Origin of the sequence: Sulfurimonas sp., assembly GCF_047622445.1 — a bacterium.
In the GTDB taxonomy this organism is placed as follows: domain Bacteria; phylum Campylobacterota; class Campylobacteria; order Campylobacterales; family Sulfurimonadaceae; genus Sulfurimonas.
This window is the reverse complement of record NZ_JBLHOE010000018.1, coordinates 14,415-34,001: the sequence shown is the minus strand read 5'-3', so window position 1 is coordinate 34,001 and position 19,587 is coordinate 14,415. Positions and strand designations below refer to the sequence as shown.

Annotated in this window: 23 protein-coding genes; 10 read left to right on the top strand and 13 right to left on the bottom strand. The window is 33.0% G+C overall.

What is annotated here, in order from left to right; genetic code table 11:
- Positions 1 to 70 precede the first annotated feature (70 nt).
- The 8 genes from ACI9TV_RS05930 to crcB all read left to right on the top strand — a co-directional run bounded on the left by ACI9TV_RS05930 (position 71) and on the right by crcB (position 5,584).
- Positions 71 to 445: an HIT domain-containing protein gene (locus tag ACI9TV_RS05930; RefSeq protein ID WP_415249845.1), complete on the top strand. Its 375-nt coding sequence runs from the start codon at positions 71 to 73 to the stop codon at positions 443 to 445.
- 80 nt (positions 446 to 525) lie between these two features.
- Positions 526 to 1,857: a S41 family peptidase gene (locus tag ACI9TV_RS05925; protein WP_415249844.1), complete on the top strand. Its 1,332-nt coding sequence runs from the start codon at positions 526 to 528 to the stop codon at positions 1,855 to 1,857.
- A 7-nt stretch (positions 1,858 to 1,864) separates the two neighbouring features.
- Positions 1,865 to 2,578: a phosphoribosylaminoimidazolesuccinocarboxamide synthase gene (gene purC / locus ACI9TV_RS05920; RefSeq protein ID WP_415249843.1), complete on the top strand. Its 714-nt coding sequence runs from the start codon at positions 1,865 to 1,867 to the stop codon at positions 2,576 to 2,578.
- Positions 2,579 to 2,818 carry a phosphoribosylformylglycinamidine synthase subunit PurS gene (purS, locus tag ACI9TV_RS05915; RefSeq protein ID WP_415249842.1) on the top strand — a complete coding sequence of 80 codons (240 nt, stop codon included), beginning with the start codon at positions 2,579 to 2,581 and terminating at the stop codon, positions 2,816 to 2,818. It abuts the gene before it with no gap.
- Positions 2,818 to 3,489 (top strand): phosphoribosylformylglycinamidine synthase subunit PurQ, encoded by a 672-nt coding sequence (gene purQ, locus ACI9TV_RS05910; RefSeq protein ID WP_415249841.1) that lies wholly within the window; start codon positions 2,818 to 2,820, stop codon positions 3,487 to 3,489. The genes purS and purQ overlap by 1 nt, the downstream gene beginning before the upstream one ends.
- Positions 3,489 to 4,538: a hypothetical protein gene (locus ACI9TV_RS05905; protein WP_415249840.1), complete on the top strand. Its 1,050-nt coding sequence runs from the start codon at positions 3,489 to 3,491 to the stop codon at positions 4,536 to 4,538. Before purQ ends, ACI9TV_RS05905 begins: the two co-directional genes overlap by 1 nt.
- Positions 4,516 to 5,214: a lysophospholipid acyltransferase family protein gene (locus ACI9TV_RS05900; protein ID WP_415249839.1), complete on the top strand. Its 699-nt coding sequence runs from the start codon at positions 4,516 to 4,518 to the stop codon at positions 5,212 to 5,214. The genes ACI9TV_RS05905 and ACI9TV_RS05900 overlap by 23 nt, the downstream gene beginning before the upstream one ends.
- The gene (gene crcB / locus ACI9TV_RS05895) at positions 5,183 to 5,584 is read left to right on the top strand and encodes a fluoride efflux transporter CrcB (RefSeq protein ID WP_415249838.1); all 402 of its coding nucleotides are present in this window, start codon (positions 5,183 to 5,185) and stop codon (positions 5,582 to 5,584) included. Before ACI9TV_RS05900 ends, crcB begins: the two co-directional genes overlap by 32 nt.
- On the opposite strand, the gene ACI9TV_RS05890 is transcribed toward crcB, so the two are convergent.
- Both ACI9TV_RS05890 and ACI9TV_RS05885 read right to left on the bottom strand, forming a co-directional pair.
- Positions 5,581 to 6,150, bottom strand: a complete 570-nt coding sequence (locus ACI9TV_RS05890) for an ABC transporter ATP-binding protein (protein ID WP_415249837.1) — start codon at positions 6,148 to 6,150, stop codon at positions 5,581 to 5,583. The two genes, crcB and ACI9TV_RS05890, sit on opposite strands and share 4 nt — an antisense overlap.
- 3 nt (positions 6,151 to 6,153) lie before the next feature.
- Positions 6,154 to 6,846 (bottom strand): dUTP diphosphatase, encoded by a 693-nt coding sequence (locus ACI9TV_RS05885; RefSeq protein ID WP_415249836.1) that lies wholly within the window; start codon positions 6,844 to 6,846, stop codon positions 6,154 to 6,156.
- A gap of 74 nt (positions 6,847 to 6,920) precedes the next feature.
- Here ACI9TV_RS05885 and ACI9TV_RS05880 point away from each other — a divergent pair, with 74 nt between their 5' ends.
- The gene (locus ACI9TV_RS05880) at positions 6,921 to 7,094 is read left to right on the top strand and encodes a uracil-DNA glycosylase (RefSeq protein ID WP_415249835.1); all 174 of its coding nucleotides are present in this window, start codon (positions 6,921 to 6,923) and stop codon (positions 7,092 to 7,094) included.
- On the opposite strand, the gene ACI9TV_RS05875 is transcribed toward ACI9TV_RS05880, so the two are convergent.
- The 7 genes from ACI9TV_RS05875 to ACI9TV_RS05845 form a co-directional block, all read right to left on the bottom strand.
- Positions 7,081 to 7,473, bottom strand: coding sequence for a hypothetical protein (locus ACI9TV_RS05875; protein WP_415249862.1), 393 nt, complete (start codon positions 7,471 to 7,473; stop codon positions 7,081 to 7,083). The genes ACI9TV_RS05880 and ACI9TV_RS05875 overlap by 14 nt on opposite strands.
- A gap of 13 nt (positions 7,474 to 7,486) precedes the next feature.
- Positions 7,487 to 7,717 carry a hypothetical protein gene (locus tag ACI9TV_RS05870; protein ID WP_415249834.1) on the bottom strand — a complete coding sequence of 77 codons (231 nt, stop codon included), beginning with the start codon at positions 7,715 to 7,717 and terminating at the stop codon, positions 7,487 to 7,489.
- 2 nt (positions 7,718 to 7,719) lie between these two features.
- A complete protein-coding gene (locus tag ACI9TV_RS05865) occupies positions 7,720 to 8,910 on the bottom strand; it encodes a PatB family C-S lyase (protein ID WP_415249833.1) in 1,191 nt (396 codons plus the stop codon).
- Positions 8,895 to 10,985, bottom strand: a complete 2,091-nt coding sequence (ovoA, locus tag ACI9TV_RS05860; protein ID WP_415249832.1) for a 5-histidylcysteine sulfoxide synthase — start codon at positions 10,983 to 10,985, stop codon at positions 8,895 to 8,897. The genes ACI9TV_RS05865 and ovoA overlap by 16 nt, the downstream gene beginning before the upstream one ends.
- A 254-nt stretch (positions 10,986 to 11,239) precedes the next feature.
- The gene (blaOXA, locus tag ACI9TV_RS05855; RefSeq protein WP_415249831.1) at positions 11,240 to 11,998 is read right to left on the bottom strand and encodes a class D beta-lactamase; all 759 of its coding nucleotides are present in this window, start codon (positions 11,996 to 11,998) and stop codon (positions 11,240 to 11,242) included.
- Positions 11,999 to 12,153: 155 nt separating this feature from the next.
- Complete coding sequence (locus ACI9TV_RS05850; RefSeq protein ID WP_415249830.1) at positions 12,154 to 12,441, bottom strand: helix-hairpin-helix domain-containing protein; 288 nt, start codon at positions 12,439 to 12,441, stop codon at positions 12,154 to 12,156.
- A gap of 79 nt (positions 12,442 to 12,520) precedes the next feature.
- Entirely contained in the window at positions 12,521 to 13,291 is a 771-nt protein-coding gene (locus ACI9TV_RS05845) for a hypothetical protein (protein ID WP_415249829.1), read from the bottom strand.
- 161 nt (positions 13,292 to 13,452) lie between these two features.
- Between ACI9TV_RS05845 and pgeF the strand changes: the two genes are divergently transcribed.
- Positions 13,453 to 14,178 carry a peptidoglycan editing factor PgeF gene (gene pgeF, locus ACI9TV_RS05840; RefSeq protein WP_415249828.1) on the top strand — a complete coding sequence of 242 codons (726 nt, stop codon included), beginning with the start codon at positions 13,453 to 13,455 and terminating at the stop codon, positions 14,176 to 14,178.
- Here the strand turns inward: pgeF and dxs are convergent.
- The 4 genes from dxs to fliF are packed head-to-tail and all read right to left on the bottom strand — an operon-like array spanning position 14,170 to position 19,577.
- On the bottom strand, positions 14,170 to 15,990 hold the full coding sequence (dxs, locus tag ACI9TV_RS05835; protein ID WP_415249861.1) for a 1-deoxy-D-xylulose-5-phosphate synthase: 1,821 nt from the start codon (positions 15,988 to 15,990) through the stop codon (positions 14,170 to 14,172). The genes pgeF and dxs overlap by 9 nt on opposite strands.
- 1 nt (position 15,991) lies before the next feature.
- Positions 15,992 to 16,831 carry a flagellar assembly protein FliH gene (gene fliH, locus ACI9TV_RS05830; RefSeq protein WP_415249827.1) on the bottom strand — a complete coding sequence of 280 codons (840 nt, stop codon included), beginning with the start codon at positions 16,829 to 16,831 and terminating at the stop codon, positions 15,992 to 15,994.
- Positions 16,832 to 16,833: 2 nt separating this feature from the next.
- Positions 16,834 to 17,859: a flagellar motor switch protein FliG gene (fliG, locus tag ACI9TV_RS05825; RefSeq protein WP_415249826.1), complete on the bottom strand. Its 1,026-nt coding sequence runs from the start codon at positions 17,857 to 17,859 to the stop codon at positions 16,834 to 16,836.
- A gap of 14 nt (positions 17,860 to 17,873) precedes the next feature.
- Positions 17,874 to 19,577: a flagellar basal-body MS-ring/collar protein FliF gene (fliF, locus tag ACI9TV_RS05820; protein ID WP_415249825.1), complete on the bottom strand. Its 1,704-nt coding sequence runs from the start codon at positions 19,575 to 19,577 to the stop codon at positions 17,874 to 17,876.
- Positions 19,578 to 19,587: the final 10 nt, after the last annotated feature.

Below are 19,587 nucleotides of genomic sequence, written 5' to 3'. Positions count from 1 at the left end.
AAAACCTTTTAATACTTCCTAGAAACTAAAACTTGCTATAATTTTTATATATAAATACAAAGGCACTTTTATGCATCTCATTTATGAAGATAAAGAAATATATATTGAAAAAGAAGAAAGCGAAATTCCGTGGTTGAAAATTTTCACAAAAGAACCCTATAAAGAACTCGGAGATGTTCCAAAAGAGTTACGAACCAGACTTTGGGAAGTATACGATATACTTGAGTACGAAATGAAGCACTACTACAATCCAAAAAAAATAAATATGGCCTCTTTTGCAAATATGCTTCCACGTGTACATATCCATGTAATGGCTAGATTTGAAGAAGATAGTTATTTTCCAAATCCTATGTGGGGAGAAAAAATGAGAGATGCTTCACTTCATTTAGCCGATGAAAAAGAATTTCATAAAAGGATTTTTAAAGCTCTTGTTAAATCACAATAAAGAATCAGCTTCTTACATTTGTTATATAAACAGCTTTTAACTATAATATCTCTTTAAAACTCTTTATACATGGAACATCAATGAAAAACAAAAAATATATTACTCTTGGCTTTGCCTCAATTGCCGTAGCAGTTAGTTTACTCCTCTCTTCAAACCTTTTTGCAAAAGAATCAGATAGCGTGAACACTGAAGAGAAAGAGCTCTCTCGATTACAGTCTTTAGCAAAATTTACAAAAGTAATTGGTATCGTAGAAAAATACAATGTAGATGACTTAAGTATCCAAGAGCTTATGGACAAAGCTCTTGAAGGTATGCTTAGCAATATTGATGCACATTCAAACTATCTCAAACAAAAAGATTATAAGAAATTAAAAGTACAGACTAAAGGTGAATTCGGTGGTCTTGGAATTACAGTTGGTGTACGCGATGGAGCATTAACAGTTATTGCTCCCATTGAAGGAACTCCCGCAGACAAAGCTGGCTTAGAATCTAAAGATATTATTCTCAAAATTGATGATAAATCAACTATTGGAATGAGTATAGATGATGCAGTAAATGTTATGAGAGGTAAGGTTGGGACTCCAATAGATTTAATGATTGTACGTGAAGGGGAAAATAAACCTATAGCAATTCATATAGTGAGAGGTGTTATTTCTATTCAATCTGTATATGCCAAAGATATTGGAGATGATATTAGCTATATTCGTGTTACAAGCTTTGATAAGAAAGTTGTAAAAGATGTTACAAAAGAAATTAACAAAAGAAAAAAAACTACAAAAGGTATCATTCTTGATTTAAGAAATAATCCAGGCGGCTTACTTGACCAAGCAGTCGGTCTTACAGATTTATTTGTTGACGAAGGAGATATCGTTTCACAAAAAGGGCGTGATGATGCAGATAACAAAACATACTCAGCATCGCCAAGTACCACAATCACTTCAGTTCCCGTTGTAGTACTTATAAACGGGGGAAGTGCTAGTGCTAGTGAAATTGTTAGTGGTGCCCTGCAAGACCATAAACGTGCTGTACTTTTAGGTGAAAATACATTCGGTAAAGGAAGTGTTCAAATCGTACTTCAAATTACTGACAAAGAAGCTATTAAACTCACTATTGCAAGATACTATCTTCCAAGTGGAAGAACTATTCAGGCTGTTGGTGTAAAACCTGATATTGAAGTTTTTCCCGGTCTTGTAAATACTAAAAAGAACGAATTCGCAATCAAAGAAGCTGACCTTAAAAAGCACCTCGAAGAGGAACTTGAAAAAGTTGACGGGAAAAATGAAAAAGATACTGATGAAAAAGATGATGATAAAGCAAATAAAGATATAATTACACCAGAGATGATGAATAAAGATATGCAACTTAAAGAGGCTGTAGATATCTTGAAGGCACTAGTAATAATAAAAGGATAAAGAATATATGGAAAAAAGGGAACTCCTTTATGAAGGAAAAGCAAAAAGACTTTTCCTAACAGATGATGAAAACTTAGTAATCTCAGAATTTAAAGATGATTTAACTGCATTTAATGGTGAGAAAAAATCTAGTGAAGCTGGAAAAGGCGCACTTAACAATAAGATTTCAACAGAACTTTTTAAATATCTTGACTCAAAAGGTGTTCAAACTCACTTTGTAGAAATGCTAGATGATAATCACATGCTTCATAAAAAAGCAGATGTAATTTTAATAGAAGTTATTGTTAGAAATATTGCAACTGGTAGTTTAACTCGTACTCTTGGTATAGAAGACGGGAAAGTACTTCCCTTTACACTGGTAGAATTTGACTACAAAGATGATGACTTAGGTGATCCGAAACTTAACGATCAACATGCCCTTATCTTAGAACTTGTAGAGCATCAAGATGAGTTAGATAAACTTCGTCGAGTAGCGCGACAAATCAATGATATTCTTAAACCATACTTTGAAGAAAAAGGTCTTAACCTTGTTGATTTCAAACTAGAGTTTGGTAAAGATAAAGATGGAAATATCATCTTAATTGATGAAATTTCACCTGATAATTGTCGTTTTTGGGACATTGAAAGTGGTAAAAAAATGGATAAAGATAGATTCCGTCAAGGTTTAGGTGGGCTAAAAGTAGCTTACGAAGAAGTATTAAACAGAATTTTAGGAAAATAAATGAAAGCAATAATAAATGTTAGCTTGAAAGCTGGAGTGTTAGATTCTCAAGGAAAAGCTGTTCACCATGCTTTAGACTCTCTACACTTTAAAGATGTATCTGATGTACGTGTTGGAAAACAAATTATTTTAAAGTTAGATACTGATAATAAGACTGAGGCAATGGCTGATGTTACAAAAATGTGTGAAGAACTTTTAGCGAACACGGTAATCGAAGACTACGAGATTGAGTTAGTATAATGAAAGTAACAATTTTACAGTTTCCGGGTACTAACTGTGAGTATGATACACAGCATGCTTTTGAAAATCTTGGTGCAGATACCCAAATAATATGGCATAAAGAGGAATCTCTTCCCCAAGATACTGATTTACTTGTTGTTGCTGGTGGATTTTCTTATGGAGACTATTTACGTTCAGGTGCAATTGCTAAATTTTCACCTGTTATGAAAGCTGTAGTTTCTTATGCAAACAATGGTGGAAAAGTTCTTGGAATTTGTAACGGTTTTCAAGTTTTAACTGAAGCTGGACTACTTCCAGGTGCATTAAAGAGAAATGACAACCTTCACTTTATCTCTAAACATCATCATTTAAAAGTTATCAATAATGACAATACTTTTTTAGAAAAACTTGCTAATGGTACGATAGTAAACATTCCGATTGCACACCATGATGGAAACTATTTCATTGATTCTGATGGATTAAAAGACTTGAAAGAAAACAATCAAATCCTTTTACAGTACACTGATAAAAATGGTGAAATCCAAAATCCAAATGGGAGTGTTGCATCTATCGCTGGTATTTGCAACAAAGAAAAAAATGTATTTGGTCTTATGCCACATCCAGAACGTGCAATGGAGTCTATCCTTGGTTCAGACGATGGTGTAGCAATGCTTCAAGGGTTTCTTAAATAGTGAAAGCCCTACTCCTACTAACTCTTTTCTTATTTTCAAGTCTCTTTGCTAATAAGGTTTTATACCTAAGCTATGAAAATATTCCAGATAGAGTTATTAAAGGTGAAGTTTTTTCTATTACAATCAAAACTATATCAACTGTAAAAAACTTCAATGAAATAAAATATAGATTCTCTAATAAAATGGGTGTAACAATTTTAAATACAATTCCTTATAGAGAACAAAAGGGGAAGTTTTATCTTGAGACTTTCAAGTTTATTGCCACGAGAAATAACTCAAGACTCCCTGATATAATTGCTTCTTTAGATGCTGATATAGAGTATGAAAAAACTACTCTTATAGGTCCTAAACTTAATGTCATATCATTAAATCCAAAACAAGATTTCTCAAATGTTATAGCGTCCTCTTTTGAAATTACTGAATACAAAACAACTAGCTATGACAACAAACATAATATTGTTGTATTTACAGCAATCGCACAAAATACTAGTCTTTCTCCTATTAAATTTAAAAATGTATTTAAACAAGGTGTAGAATCTCTTAGTAAAAACAATGTTATAGACCCTAAAATAACCTACTTTGTAGTTATACGAAAAGAACTTGAAAAGTTTTCTTTCTCTTACTTTAATTTACAAATGAATAAATTTGCTGATATCACGATTCCTATTGTTGTCGATGATGATAGCGTTACAACGCAAACTGACTTAAAACCTAAAGATCAATCTAAAGAAAAGCTAAAAGTTAATATTGCCATTGGTATAGCAATATTTATTTTCCTATTTGCAATTTTTAGACGACGATTTATTTATTTAATTTTAGTTTTATTTCCTCTCGCTTATATAGCTTATATTTCTATTCCTGCAAAAGATGTATGTATTAAAATGGGAAGTAATATACACTTACTTCCTGTAAATAATGGTACAATTTTCGAGACTACACAAAGTAAATATATACTTACAAAAGAAGGTAGTGCTCAGGCATATACAAAAGTAAAATTAAACAATGAAAAAATTGGTTGGGTAAGAAATGAAGATCTTTGCACACCTTAGTTGGCTTTATGCTACTACCATTATTTTTATTTCCCTTACTTTAGTAATCCTTACCTATTGGCTTTTACCTCGTCCTTATGCACGAAAAATATCTGCGTGGTTTGTAAGACTAAGTATCTTTTTCTCCACGGATATACAAGGAGTAGAAGACCCTGCTGCGCAAATGTATCTCATCAACCATCAAAGTGATTTAGATATAGGGATAATGGAAACTATCTCTAAAAAAGACCTTTCGTGGGTTGCAAAAAAAGAGTTATTTGATGTTCCATTTTTTGGTCTTGTTATGAGTATGCCCGAAGATATTCCCATAGAAAGACAAAGTAAAACATCTCTACTAAAACTTTTGAAAAATTCTAAAGATCGACTTAACAAAGGGAGAGTTATTACTATGTTTCCCGAAGGAACACGATCGAGAAACTTTAAAATGCTTCCCTTTAAGAATGGGGCAAAAGTTGTAGCTGACAAATATCAACTCAAAGTACAACCTATTGTCCTAATGCAAACAGCAAAGTACTATGATATAAAAAGATTTTACTATAAACCAGGAAGAATTAAAGTTATTTTTATGGACTCATTTATCGCAGATAAAAGTGATGAAAAATGGTTAAGTAATTTACGTATAAAAATGCAAAAGGTGTATGACGATGAGCTTTCTAACAATCTTAGCCATAGGTAGTGGTGGCTTTATAGGTGCAATCCTAAGATCTTATCTTAATGGTCTAATATCTCATAGAGTAGCACACGATTTACCCTATGGTACACTTGGAGTAAACCTCATAGGTAGTTTTTTAATGGGTGTGCTAGTAGCTTATTTTATGTACACAACATTTTTTTCACTTCACACTAAGTCTTTTCTTACTACTGGTATTTTAGGTGCGCTTACAACCTACTCTACATTTGCGATAGAGAGTTTTTTGTTGCTTGAAGGTGGACATATTTTACTCGCCCTTGCAAATATCTCACTCAATGCTTTTGGGTCTGTATTTATGGCAGGTAGTGGATTTTACATCGTTAAACAATTTATTTTAAATACACCCCACCCTTAAATAACAACAACCTCATCTGCACACCAAGAAGCTAATTCCATATCATGTGTTATGAGTAGTATTCCTAATCCATCAAGATTATTCATTAACATACTCATAACTTCAAGCTGAATTACATTATCAAGTGCTGAAGTTGGTTCATCTAAAAGTAATAGATCTGGTTTCATGAGCATAGCACGAAGAATTGAGGCGCGTTGTAGTTGACCACCAGAGAGTTCATGAGGTAACTTGAGTAAAAGCTCATAATCTAAGTTAATTAACTCTAAAAGCTCTTGTATATCATCTGTTGGTGCTACATCTTGGATTTGATTTAAAAGTGTATAGGATGGGTGAAAGGAACTATAAGGATCTTGAAATACTTGTGCACATCTAGCACTACTTATAGTACCGGAGAACGGCTTTAGGTTTTGCAAAATGAGTTCAAAAAGTGTACTTTTACCAGCACCACTTTCACCCACAATCGCCTTTACTTCACCCTTATGAAGCTCTATGGAGAAATCATCAAAAAGCAAGGTATCTTTCATGTATCCAAAAGAGAGATTATTGACCTCTAAGATTTTATTCAAAATTTACTTCTTCGTTAATGCCATGTATAGTTTTGTTAGTTCTTTATAAAGTGCATCGGGTTTAATGTTTGCATCTTTTTCCCATACTCTTTTCATTACAACATTATCTTCTTCAGAATTCCAAATTTTAATGTACGAGCCATCTTTGTAACCATGATCTTGACGTAGTTGATTTAAAATATTTTTCCCAACATAAAGCCTATAAAGTGATTCTAAATTAAGTCCACTCATCACAGCTAAATCAAAAAATTCTGCAATCAGTACTTCGATATCTAAGTTATCTTGAGCTAAAGATAAACGGATTATATTTTCAACCTTAGCTATAACATTGTCTTGCGTATCAAACTCATAATTATGTACATCTATTGTAGCAAAGCTCTCTAGTTGTGATATATTAATCCCTAAGTCTTCAACACCACCTTTCATATTTCGTGCATAATCTTCAATAGCTAAAGATATAATAAAGTGCCATACATCAACTACTTCAATCTGTAAGTTATCCCAATCAGGTTCTTGATTTATACTTTTCCAATGTTTCCAAGAAAAAGAATCCACCATCTCAGCACATTCCATATATATACATCTTTTCCAGTTAATAGTCTTACCATTTTTTGTAGTACCTTTTGTCCAATCTTCACCATTTGTAGCATCATTAAGCTGTGCTTGAAGTTGAATCATTAAAAGTATTTTATCCATTATATTTCTCTTTGTAATTTTATTTGTTTATTTTATCTAATATGCTACTATTCCATACTTAAAAAGAGAGATTTATGAAAAGAATAAACTGTAGAAGATGTGAGCACTATTTTGTAACTTGGAAACCTAAGCAACCTCACGGATGTAAGGCATATGGCTTCAAGTCAGATAATATCCCTTCAATAGTAGTCTTTCAAAGTTCAGGTACTGCGTGTACTCTGTTTAAGCAAAAACCTATGGCCAAATAAGCTTTTTACCAAAACCTAATCTATTGTCTGTCATCTTAAAAGATGTAACTTTTATTTGCCATAGTTTTGGATTCAGAGCAAGAGCATAGGGAAAGTCTTTAAAGTAGTGATTTGCTAAACTTTTTTCTTCTAAGAGTATAATACTCCCTGAAAATTGCACTCCTTGAATTTTACCTACTGTTTTAGTTTCAAGTAGTATATTTCCTGCAACAGAGTTGTTTTTTTTAGTATGTTTTATATGTGTAGTATCATCACTACTAGCCACAATAAAGGAAGTCTCTTCTTTGATATATGAGTAGAATAAACTACATACACTTAAATCTTCAGCACTTGACGTAGCGAGACTAAGTACATGGTGCCTACCTAGAAATTCCTCTATCTTTTCTTTTGTTTTAACTGTGAAGACCTTGGTACATGAAGTTTTCTAGTTCATCCGAAGATGTAATTTCTCTTTTATTGAGTAGCATTTCACCAAGTTCATCTGCTTTTAGCATCCCAAACATCTCATATGGACTACTTATATTGTAATAACTTCTCATAAAATCTATTGCGATTTTTAATTTATCAGTTTGACTCGTATGCTTCTTAAATTCTTTATATTCATCCCAATTAAATGTTAACACGTTTACTTCCTATTTTCTAATGCATTTTCTAATCTTTGAATTAGTTCTATCATTTTAGCAGAAGAAATAGCAAAATTCAATCTCATAAAACCACTTCCCTCTTTACCAAAACTAATTCCAGCATTTAAACCTAGTTTTGCTTCATCAACAAAAAATTCTCTTAAGTACTTATCCCGTAACTCCATTCCTCTACAATCAAGCCAAGCCAAATATGTAGCTTCAATCTTTGTCAATTTTATATATTTTGAATAACGACTACAAAGCTTAGCCAATAAATCATAGTTTATTTGCAGATGTTCTTTTAAATCTTGCAACCAATATTTTCCATTTTTATATGCAGATTCAAATGCTACATGAGAAAGAGAGCTTCCTTGTGCAAAGTGATTTTTATCATACACATATTTAAACTTTTCACGTAAAGCTTTATCTTGGATAACTACAGTACTTATAGCGAAACCAGCCATATTAAAAGTTTTACCAACTCCAATAGCACTTATTGTAATCTTCTTGGCCTCTGGAGAAAGTGTCGAAAAAGGGATATGTACATTAGGTGCATACACTAAGTCAGAATGTATTTCATCTGCAAAAACAACAATATTATGTTCAATACATACTTTTAAAATCTCTTCAAGTTCTGCCCTCTTCCACACTCTTCCCACTGGATTATGTGGTGAACATAAAAGTAAAAGCTTTGTATCTTTATCTATTTTTGATTTCAAGTCTTCTATATCAAAAGTGTAACTTCCATCTTCAAGCTGTTTGAGTGAATTGTTAAGCACTTTTCTTTTTGAATGACGTACAGAGTGAAAAAAAGGTGGGTAGACCGGTGTCTGAACAATAACCTTGTCTCCTATCTCAGAAAAAGCTTCGATTGCTACACTCATACTAGCAACAACAGAATGAGAATAAAGTATATCTTCGAGATTAAAGGAAAAATTATGTTCCTTTTTCATCCACTGAATCTGCGCTAAAAATGCGGATTCAGGTACTTCTTCATACCCCATCACTGGATGCTTTAGTCTCTCTTTAACTGCATCTAAAACAAAGTCAGGAGTATCTATGTCCATATCAGCTACCCAAGCTGGAATTACATCATCTGTACCAAATAACTCTTTTCTTAGAGTATATTTCTCAGCATTTGTATTTTCCCTCTCAGCTGAGCGAGAAAAAGTATATTTTACTTCTTTTTCCAAACACTTAACTCCGAGATTGTATGTTGATATTTTCTCGCTGTTTCTTTGATGACAAAATCTACATCTTGTGTATGCACTAATTCGAATCTATCTGAAAGAATTTTTTGAAGTGAATCAAGTGTTTTAACTTCTTTACCATTTTCATCTTTATAACCACCTAGCCAAAACTCTTTTTGAGTTGAGCTTTCTTGCCAAGTGTATGGTGAAGTAATTACGAGAATTCCATCTTTATTTAAACGCTTTTCAATCGTATCTAGAAAAAGTCTTGGGTTGTATAGTCTGTCTATAAGGTTAGTTGCCATTACTAAATCATAAGCACTGAAATTTGGCTTCATATTACAAGCATCACCTTGCCAAAAAGAAACTTTTTCTTTTAAATTTTCATATTCTAAATCTTCAATAGTAATTTTTTTATGTGCGACTAATTCACCCTCTTCTTTTGAGCTAAAAGCAATGTAACCATCTTCTTTTAGTTTTGACCCGACTTGAACAAATCTCGCTGAAAAATCAATTCCTTCAACGTTGTCAAACTCTTTAGCTAACTCATATGTTGCACGACCTGTGGCACAACCTAAGTCAAGAGCCTTTGTTTTGTTACTTGCAAATGAACTTGCTATTCTTGCGCACTCTATTGCAAAGTTCTCAACTCCAAAATGAGTATCTCCATATTGGAACTCACAATACTGAGATACTAAATCATCTGTTTCATATATATCTTTCACTTCTACTTCCTTTTTATTTGTAACAACATATCTAAAACCAGTGTGCTGGTAAAAATGCTTTCTAAATGCATAACGAGATTTTTTCATTACCAAATTTCCGGTACTTGCCCATGAAGAACCCAAAATCAATGCATGTTTATCATCGAATGTTGGGGCTGTAAAGTCATCGTATGCTGGATGCACCTTAAAGCCATCAAATGGATACATTAATGTTCGAGACCATTGCCAAACATTTCCAACGACGTCATAGATACCATTCATGTTGTAGCTATCAACCGGTGTTGAAGAACTATGTTTAAAAGCAATATTTGCTTCTTTATTTTGCACTAAGTCATCAACTCCAGAATAAATACACATAGCCTCATATTCACCTTCACTTGGTAATACATAATCTTTATCATCTTTAAGCGATTTATATTTGCAGAAGGCTTCTGCTTCAAGTGCATTCACATCAACTGGAAAGTTTTTTGGCATTTTTATTACAGATGTTAAAGTTCTGTATTCATATACTCCATTTTCCTCCACCCAAAAAATAGGGTGTTTTGCCTTAGAGATTTTTAAAAACTTTAGACCTTCATCACTCCAGTATTCTTTTCTTTCATATCCACCAGCTTTCACAAACTCTAAAAACTCTGCGTTTGAGACTAAATACTTTGAAACTTCAAACTCTTCAACATTTTGCTTACTTTTACCATACTCATTATCCCATCCATAATATGTATCGTTATGATTTTTACCTAAATATATCTCAGTAGAAGGAATTGTGACTAAGGCGTTTTGAGGTGCTTCATTGCTCTTTTCATAGACCTTAAATTCATTAACATCTTTAATATACTCCAATGGCATCTGACGGTGAAGTACTGAGGATGTTTCGAGGTGAATTCTCTCATGTTCTATTCCCATAAGGATTACCCACATCTCACTTTCCCAGGAAACAGGTAAAGATAAAGGTAGTGTATCTATAAGACCTAATACCAGTTCTTTTACTTCTTCTCTATACCTTTTTGTATCATCTACGCTTGGCCATTGATAATGAGAGGAATCTACATCATCCCAGGTCATTTCATCTACACCAACTGCAAAAATCGATTCATACTCTGGATTTATACGCTTTTGGATAATTTTCATTTGTATCAATTTATTTACAAAGAATGTAGAGGTATGACCAAAATAAAATATCATAGGATGCCGTGTAATCTCGCTTTTTTTATAAAACACTTCATCATTTTTAAGCACATCAAAGATTCTTTCATAAAGTTCACATGTATTTAAAAAATATTCTTTGATCTCTTGACGTTTCATCTGAATATCATTACCATCAAGTGTTATAGGGGACATACTAAGTTGGCTCAAAATCTACCTTTAAATTTGTTAGAATCATTATATAAAAATAATTCAAAGTACTTCATTAAATAAGTTTATAAACTTCAGTCAAGGCTTTACGACTAAGAAAGTTTGAAATACGGGACTTGATAACTAAGCATTTTCTTAATTTTCAAAATGCTCTAACTTATTTCTACAACTTCCATTAGTCTCTTTTCTTACATAATGTTTGTCTTGAGAAATAAGTTGACCTGCTAGGCTTCTTGTATCTCTCCCAGTACTTATTATATGATGTTTTTGCTTATTAAAGCTTCCATTACAATTTGTTTTCTATATTTTAGTTTGTCTTTTGTTACATCAGCATTTAGTGCGAAAAACCAAACTTTATTTTTTATTTCTACATAGCCAACATACCAACCAATTTTTCCAGAAAATCCAGTTTTTGCTTTTATCGTATAGTCTTTTGTCTTTTCAACTGTTAATATTTTTTTAGTGATATCAATATATTTTTGTTTAAAAGGCAATTCATTTTTATATAACTTTTTTAAAAAATCTATTTGCTGCATGGCTGAGATTCTTATGTTACCATCTAACCAAAATGTTGTTACATTAGAGCCAGTTTGTTGATTACCGTAATTTATCTTACTGAGATAAGTTAAATATTTTTTATTTTTAATTTCTTTTGCAAATTTTTGGTAACACCATATACATGAAACTGAAATAGCACTTTGTAAAGTTTGGTCTTTATTCCAAGGAGTGTATGACCGAACTTTTCCATCCCACTTTATGATTTCATGTTCATCTTTTATGACTTTTTCTTCTAGAGCAATAAGCGTATTAATTATCTTAAATGTTGAAGCAGGTATATATCCTTTAATTGACCTTTGTTTATTGTGTATATACTTTATATCATTATTTAATGATGCTATAACTAATGTTCCATTTAGCTTAGTTTTATCAAAGATATTTGTTAACTTATTGTCTTTCGCAAGTGCTAAATTTAAGATTATACTAATGAGTAGAATTATTTTTATGATATTCACTTTTTTCCTTTATATAACGATTATATTGGTTTTATTATAGAACCATCAGCATCTATAATTTTTGATTGAGTAGTTTTTAAATCATTACTGTAAAAAATAATTAAAGCCCTTCTTTTGAAAATACAACATAGTTGATTTTTTCATGTTCCTTCATTTTATTTTTCCTTTTTCAAAATTTCTTTTCGTTCATGTGTAAAATTCCACCATGGTTGTGGTTCTCCACCTTCCATAAAATCTACTACGGACATAAATACATCTATGACACAATGGTCAACATGTTTACCTTTTTTTATACATAGTTCATTGTATAGGTCAAAAGGATTTTTTCCAATTAAGTTTTGAGGTTTAGATATTCCTATTAATCTAAGGTCAGCACTAATAGCTTTTCCAAGATTTGGTAAGGCTTCTAGTGTTGAAACAATTTCTCTATTTGGATTTTTCATGTTGTCCTTGTGTGTATAACGCGGTTAAGGAGAGCAATAATTGACTCGCTTTTGGGTCAATTATTGCTACTTCGATTTGTTAAGTACTTGCTTCAACTTCATTTTTTTCATCTTCAGGATCAGTTGCCTTTTCTAATAAAAAACGTATTGGTTGTGTTAGCATTTTTTTTAATTTCAAAGCTCTTGCAGTAAAAGAGTCAAGTTTATCAATTAGTTCTCCCAATTTTATTAGAACATTAGGATTATCTTCAGAAGTTGACTTTAAATTATCTTGATTGACAACAACAGCTCCTATAGTCCCTTGCATCGCTTCTTTTAAACCTTTTGCACCCTTTATTTTATACATAGAAATTGCATTTCTTAAACGTTCAACTTCTTCTAAAAGTGATAGTCTTAGCGTATCAGGAAGATTGGAAGAATAAACAGCTTCAAATAATGCTTCAGTTTTTTCAATTATTTGTTTTAAATCTTCTTCAGATAGAGTGTCTTCGGCGTAAAATGAGGATAATAATTCTGCACAAAATTGCAGTCGTGTTAAAGCTTCATCAGTTAAGTGTGCCTTTACGGTATTCCAATTTGTATTTAGATTTAAAGGAAAGAATGCCTGATTTATGGAATTGAAAGACTTTAAATACAACTCATGATTAAGTTGGTTGTTCATTTTGATTAGAGACTGAATTTCATTTGAGAGTGAATAGAGTTCTACTACGGCTTTTGTAATAGTTACATCATCTTTTTCAAGTTCAAGAACTTTTGACCATACTTCTCTTACCTTTATATTATCTGGATTATTCTTAGCTTGGGAGAGTACTTTATGTAATCTACCTGCTGGGTTGCTTTCATCTATCAATTAATAATCTCCTTTTGATACTTAACCATTTATTTAACATCATTATATATAGAACAGCCTTAATATCAATAATTAACAATCATAAAAAATGATATTTAAAAATTCCCGAAAGTTCCCTGTACAAAAAACTGTATTAGGGATTATGTTGCTATAATCATTATATGAATATTATTCAAAGTACTTCGTTAAGAAAGTTTATAAATTTAACATCAGGCTTTACGACTAGAGAAATTGGCAACTTAGCTTTTCATGTCAACGATACTATTAGTAACGTTACCAAAAACCATGAAAAACTTGCACATGAACTAGACTATAAAAAAGACTCCCTTCTCCATATGAAACAGATTCATTCTGCTGATGTTAGAATTGTCAATGCTGATGATAATTTCACAAATCCACAGAGCTGTGATGCACTCGTTACAAACAAAAGAAACACTCCATTAATGGTAATGGTTGCAGATTGTTCTCCTATACTTTTTTATGATGATACTACTCAGGTAATCGCTGTTGCTCATGCTGGTAGACAAGGTGCTTTTAAAAATATTGTGCAAAATACTATAGATGCTATGTGTCTGAATTTTTACGCATCTCAGAAAAATATACATGTAAGTATTGGAGCTAGCATTGGGGTATGTTGTTATGAAGTTGGAGAAGAGATATATAAAGAAGCTAAACAATTGAATTTAGAAGATTCTCTACAAATAAGAGGAAATCATTATTACCTAAATGTAAGTTATATTCTTAAAAAACAACTTTTAGATGCCGGCATACAAGAAGAACACATTGAAGTTTCTAATGAATGTACTTGCTGTTTAAAAGAGAAGTACTATTCATATAGAGCCAAGGCAAATACAGGAAGATTTGCCGGAGTTATTATGCTAAAGTGAATTTTTCACTTTTTGAGCGAGTTGAGTAGGAAGTAAACCTAAAGATTCTTCCACTAATTTTGTATTTCCATGTGTAATAAAATCATCTTCATATTCAAAGCTAGTTAACTCAATATTCATAATTTTCTCATGCGCTAAAAATTCTAAAATTGCAGAGCCTACTCCACCCATTTTTGCACTATCTGAAAATACAAACCATTTTTTATGTTTACTGACAAGAGAAAGAAGCATTTGTGTATCTAATGGTTTTACAAAACGTAAATCTAAAATACTCACTTTTTCATCAATAAGCTTTGCTGTCTCATAGGCACGTCCAACTCCATTTCCGTAACCAATGAAAAGTATATTACTTTCGTTAGAACGAAGCAGTTGTGACTTTGAAAGTCTAAATGGTGTTGACTCCGGTAGATCTGTCTGGGTAAAAGAACCTCTTGGATAACGTAGAGAACACGGATGATCATACTCTGATGCAAACGCCATTGCTTGGTGAAATGACTTCTCATCACGTGGTGCAAAAAGAGTCATATTTGGAATAGCTCGTAAAAATGAAATATCAAAGACACCTTGATGTGTTTCACCATCTTCTCCAACTATACCAGCACGATCAAGTGCGAACACCACAGGTAAATCCATTAAACATGTATCATGGATAACTTGATCATATCCCCGTTGTAAAAATGTTGAGTATATCGTACAAAAAGGTTTAAATCCCTCTTTTGCTAAGGCAGACATTGAAGTTACTGCATGCTGTTCAGCAATCGCTACATCCCAAAATCTGTTTGGGTATGCTTCCATCAAATCACTTAATCCCGTACCACTTGGCATTGCTGCTGTAGCACCAACAATCTTGTCGTTATTTTTTGCTAGATGCATTAAAGCGTCTGTATATATTTGAGTAGCAGACTTTACAGAAGATTTTTTAGCACTTGTTCCACTTTTTATATCAAACGGGCTTACACCATGCCACTTTTCTTCTTTACCCTCAGCTATCTCATAGCCTTTACCTTTAAGTGTTTGACAATGAACAATTACTGGTTTTCCCATCCCTTTTGCCAACTCTAAAGTATCTGTAAGCGATTTTAAATTATGTCCATCAATTGGACCAATATATTCAATACCCATCTCTTCAAACAGTAATCCTGGAGTAATAAGCTTTAAACCTTCTTCCATTCTTTTAGCAATATAATGAGCACCCTCGCCAAAGTTATCTACAAAACTTTCAGTATGTTTTTTAAATTTTTGATAAAAAGGTCCCGCCATAACAGAACTTAAAACCCTACTAATTGCTCCAATAGGTTTTGCTATACTCATCTCATTATCATTTAAGATAATAACCATAGGATATTTTCTATCCCCTAGTTCATTGAGCGCTTCATACACCATACCAGCGGTCATAGACCCATCCCCTATGAGAACTACAGGAACTCTAGAGTCTTCTTCACCTTTAATGGCTATAGCTTTTGCTGCACCAACACCTAAAGAGATCGAAGTTGAACTATGTCCTGCAACAAAATAATCATCTTCACTTTCAGTTGGTTTTGTATAGCCACATAGACCATTGAACTGACGAAGGGTATCAAAGTCTGCCCATCTTCCTGTCACTAATTTATGGGCATAGGACTGATGAGACACATCAAAAATAAATGGATCTTTTTTAGAATCAAATACCTTATGCATAGCTACAATGATTTCTGTAGCTCCAAGAGTAGAGCTTAAATGACCACCGTTTTTACTTACAACTCTTAAAATCTCTTCTCTAATGTCTTTACAAACATTATCTAATTCTTCTAAGCTTTTTTCTTTTATATTTATATTATTCACTAAGTGCTGCTCTCTTTACTCTTTCAAATCTTTTTGATATTTGTGAATCAATATTACCGGCATCACTAATTGCTATGACACCACCATCACTTACTGCAGAGTCCGACACAATCTCTATATGTTTTAATGAACCAACCTGTTCGGAGATAAATCCATGATCCTTTGGATTTACTTTTAAAGTAATTTTAGCTGCACTTTGAAGATCTTTTATAAGTGCTTCGCTAAGTACTAATGCAATTTCTGAAGACTTTGTATCAACTTCTACATTAATAACCTCTTGGGCAATATCTATAGCAGCTGTCATTAAGTCAGCCTTAATCACTTCTAAAGCTGATTCAAACTCTTTCGCTGAATTTTCCAAAGTCTTTATCGAGTTACCAAGTTGTACAATCCCTTCTTTTAAGTCACTACCTGTATCTTCCATCGCTTGTTTTGTACCAGCAGCTAGACCTTCATTGTATGCGGTTGTTTTAGTTGTCTCTAGAGATGCTGTATATTCTACTTCTTTATCTTCAAGCTTCATTTGCAACTTAATAAAATTAGATGACATTTCATCTGTTTTTTTCATTAACGACTCTATAAGTGCATCCTTTGAGCTCTTACTCATAGAACTAGCATCTACATCACTTACTCTACGATTTGGATTCTCATCCTCCGTATATGATTCACTCACTGGGTTTTCCGCTACTTCTTCAATATTTTCCTCTTCATTTTGAGAATCAATTAAAGAGCTATAGGCTACCTCTTCTTCACCCGCACCACTAAGCGATTTAAAGTTATATTTATTTACAGTATGTTTATCTAAACTTTCGGTGCTTATTAATGTAGACATTGTTAGTCAATCATCTCTTCTGATGAACCCATTTGGATAGTACCAGCTTCAGCAAGACCATCGACAACTTCAACAATTTTTCTCTGCGCAGCCTCTACATCTTTCATTTTAACAGCACCAAGGAACTGCATTTCTTCTTCAAATGCGTCTCTAGCTCTTTCACTCATTGCAGAGAAGAATTTTTCTTTAAGCTCTTCTGGTGAAGATTTAAGGGCAAGCATTAACTCAGCTTTATCAACAGTTTTTAGCGTTTCTGTAATTGCATTTTTATCAAGTGAAACCATATCATCAAAAGTAAACATCATCTCTTTGATCTGAGATGCTAATGATTCATCAACTTGCTCAATTGTAGCAAGTGTAGATTTAGACGATTTTGCACCAAGACGATTAAATATATCTGCAACAGCACGTGTTCCACCAACCTCAACTTTATACGAAGCAAGAGATTCAAGTTTAGATTCAAGTACAGCGGAGACTCTTTTAATTACCGATGGGGAAATATCCCCGAGTCGTGCCATTCTCATAGCTACCTCACTTCGTAAATCATCCGGGAAAAACTGTAAAGTGTCTGCAGCTTCAGTAGGTTCCATATGCGCTAAGATTAGAGCAATAGTTTGAGGATGTTCATGCGTAATAAAGTCGGATAATTGTTGTGGTTTAATCTTAGAAAGATACGAAAAATTTTGTGTATTTTGCATACTTTTTGAAAGTTTTTCCATAACTCTTTTTGCCTCTTCTGGACCAAGTGTTCTATATAGTAACTCTCGTGCATACTCCATACCGCCTGAAGTCATATACTTTCCAGATTGAAAAATTGCATGAAACTCTTCTAAAACAGCACTCGCAACTCCCCTATCAATAGAACTACCGGCAGCAATATGTTTGGAAATGTCTGTAATAGACTCTACATCCATATGAGTAAAAATTTCTGCAGTTACGTCTTCACCTAACTGAAGTAAAAGAATTGCCATCTTTTTTGATATCGACATTTCATCAAATGACGCTTGTTGTGCTGGAGATAAGTTCATAACTTTTCCTTGTCCTAATTTGGTGCTGTTGCTTCTGCTTCTTCACTGAGTAAAGCTTGAAGAAGCACCGCTATGTCTTCAGGTGCATCAGCAACCATAACCTTCACTTTTTCAAGTAATACATCATGCTTAAGTTCATCTTCATTAAATCCATCATTAACACCAAGTTGATCTTCAACTTTTTTACGCATAGCCTGTACTTTTTCAATAAGATCTTCATCTTCATCATCTTCTAAATCAAGAAAAGGTTTCTCAATATCATCATCCTCTTTTGAAACTTCAAGCATTCTAATAGAGAATGGAGTAATAACTTTTTTATATACGATTAACAATAAAATAAGTACAAATAAATATTTAAACACTCCAGAAAATGGTGCTATGTATATATCTATCATCGAAGCTACCTGGGATACTGCATCTTTACCAGGTTCCGTACTTTCTCTTTTAAACTGTAGATTCTTTACACTAATGACATCTCCACGTTCTTCATTAATCCCTATTGATTGACGAACGAGAGATGAAAGTGCCTCAAGATCACTCTCTTCTAGGGCTAGATATTCTATCTCGCCTGTATCTACACCATCTCCGTCAAGTTTATTTTTGTATTTTCCATCAACTATTACCGCCGCAGTAATTCTTTTTATTCGTGCAAACTGTGACTTTGTTGTTTGTACAGTTTTACCGACTTCATAGTTTGTTGTACCTGTATTTTTCTCATACTTTTCAGAGCTATCTTGTTTTTGAAGACCTTGAACAGGGCCAATATTACTCACAGCCCCAGGTACGCCCCCAACTTGTTCAGGAGATCCACCCTCACGCTTTTCTTCACTAATCTGCTCACTTCTTACAACATTTTCAGGGTCATATGTTTCAGAGGTAGAGTTTTGCACTGAAAAATCATACTCAATAGCCACTTGAGCAATAACTTTTGAAGTTCCACCAACAAATGGTGAAATAATTTGGATAATCTTGTTTTGTCTTTTTTTCTCTTCTTTTGATTTGTATTTTTGCTCTACCACTGAGAGTTCACCCATTTGAGCCATCTCGTTTTCATCTCCAAGAGTAACACCATCTCCATTGACTAATGTTACATTTTCTGAGGTAAGTTTTGGTACGGCAGAAGCAACAAGATTTTTTATCCCTCTAATTTGCTTAGATGATAAATTTCGTCCTTCAAGAAGAGTAACCATAACTGAAGCAGTAGGAGCAACCTCTTTTGAAACAAAAAGTGTTTCTTTTGGTAATGCTAAACTTACACTTGCATTATCTATGGGAGAGAGTGCATTGATTGTACGGGAGAGTTCCCCTTCTAATGCACGAAGGTGTTTAATTTTTTGATCAAAGCTTGTAGCTCCAAATTCTTGCGTATCAAAAAGCTCAAATCCAACACCACCATCTTTTGGAATTCCCAAAGATGCAATAGTAATTCTTTCTTTATACACTACATCTTTTGGAACTTTAATAACATTGTTATCCAAAAGTTCATACGGAATTTCATCTTTTTCTAACTGTTCTACAACTTTAGCTGCATCAGAAGAACTAAGAGAATCAAAAAGTACTTCATACTTGTCTTTTCCGTTTTTATTCGCTGTGAAAATTACCATAAAGACTAAAAAGGAAACGATCCCAACAATTGCAACAGCAATAATTATACGCTGTTGCTGTGTTAACTTTGTATATAAAACAGATAATTGTGAAAAAAGTACTTTAAAATCCATTCATTTCCCG

Bases quoted from the DNA above. Each gene is read 5' to 3' on its own strand.
- ACI9TV_RS05925 (WP_415249844.1), top strand. From the start codon at position 526: ATGAAAAACAAAAAATATATTACTCTTGGCTTTGCCTCAATTGCCGTA.
- purS (WP_415249842.1), top strand. From the start codon at position 2,579: ATGAAAGCAATAATAAATGTTAGCTTGAAAGCTGGAGTGTTAGATTCT.
- fliG (WP_415249826.1), bottom strand. From the start codon at position 17,859: ATGAACTTATCTCCAGCACAACAAGCGTCATTTGATGAAATGTCGATA.
- ACI9TV_RS05885 (WP_415249836.1), bottom strand. From the start codon at position 6,846: ATGGATAAAATACTTTTAATGATTCAACTTCAAGCACAGCTTAATGAT.
- crcB (WP_415249838.1), top strand. From the start codon at position 5,183: ATGAGCTTTCTAACAATCTTAGCCATAGGTAGTGGTGGCTTTATAGGT.
- pgeF (WP_415249828.1), top strand. From the start codon at position 13,453: ATGAATATTATTCAAAGTACTTCGTTAAGAAAGTTTATAAATTTAACA.
- ACI9TV_RS05850 (WP_415249830.1), bottom strand. From the start codon at position 12,441: ATGAAAAATCCAAATAGAGAAATTGTTTCAACACTAGAAGCCTTACCA.
- ACI9TV_RS05880 (WP_415249835.1), top strand. From the start codon at position 6,921: ATGAAAAGAATAAACTGTAGAAGATGTGAGCACTATTTTGTAACTTGG.
- fliH (WP_415249827.1), bottom strand. From the start codon at position 16,831: ATGTCTACATTAATAAGCACCGAAAGTTTAGATAAACATACTGTAAAT.
- fliF (WP_415249825.1), bottom strand. From the start codon at position 19,577: ATGGATTTTAAAGTACTTTTTTCACAATTATCTGTTTTATATACAAAG.
- purC (WP_415249843.1), top strand. From the start codon at position 1,865: ATGGAAAAAAGGGAACTCCTTTATGAAGGAAAAGCAAAAAGACTTTTC.
- ACI9TV_RS05900 (WP_415249839.1), top strand. From the start codon at position 4,516: ATGAAGATCTTTGCACACCTTAGTTGGCTTTATGCTACTACCATTATT.
- purQ (WP_415249841.1), top strand. From the start codon at position 2,818: ATGAAAGTAACAATTTTACAGTTTCCGGGTACTAACTGTGAGTATGAT.
- ACI9TV_RS05930 (WP_415249845.1), top strand. From the start codon at position 71: ATGCATCTCATTTATGAAGATAAAGAAATATATATTGAAAAAGAAGAA.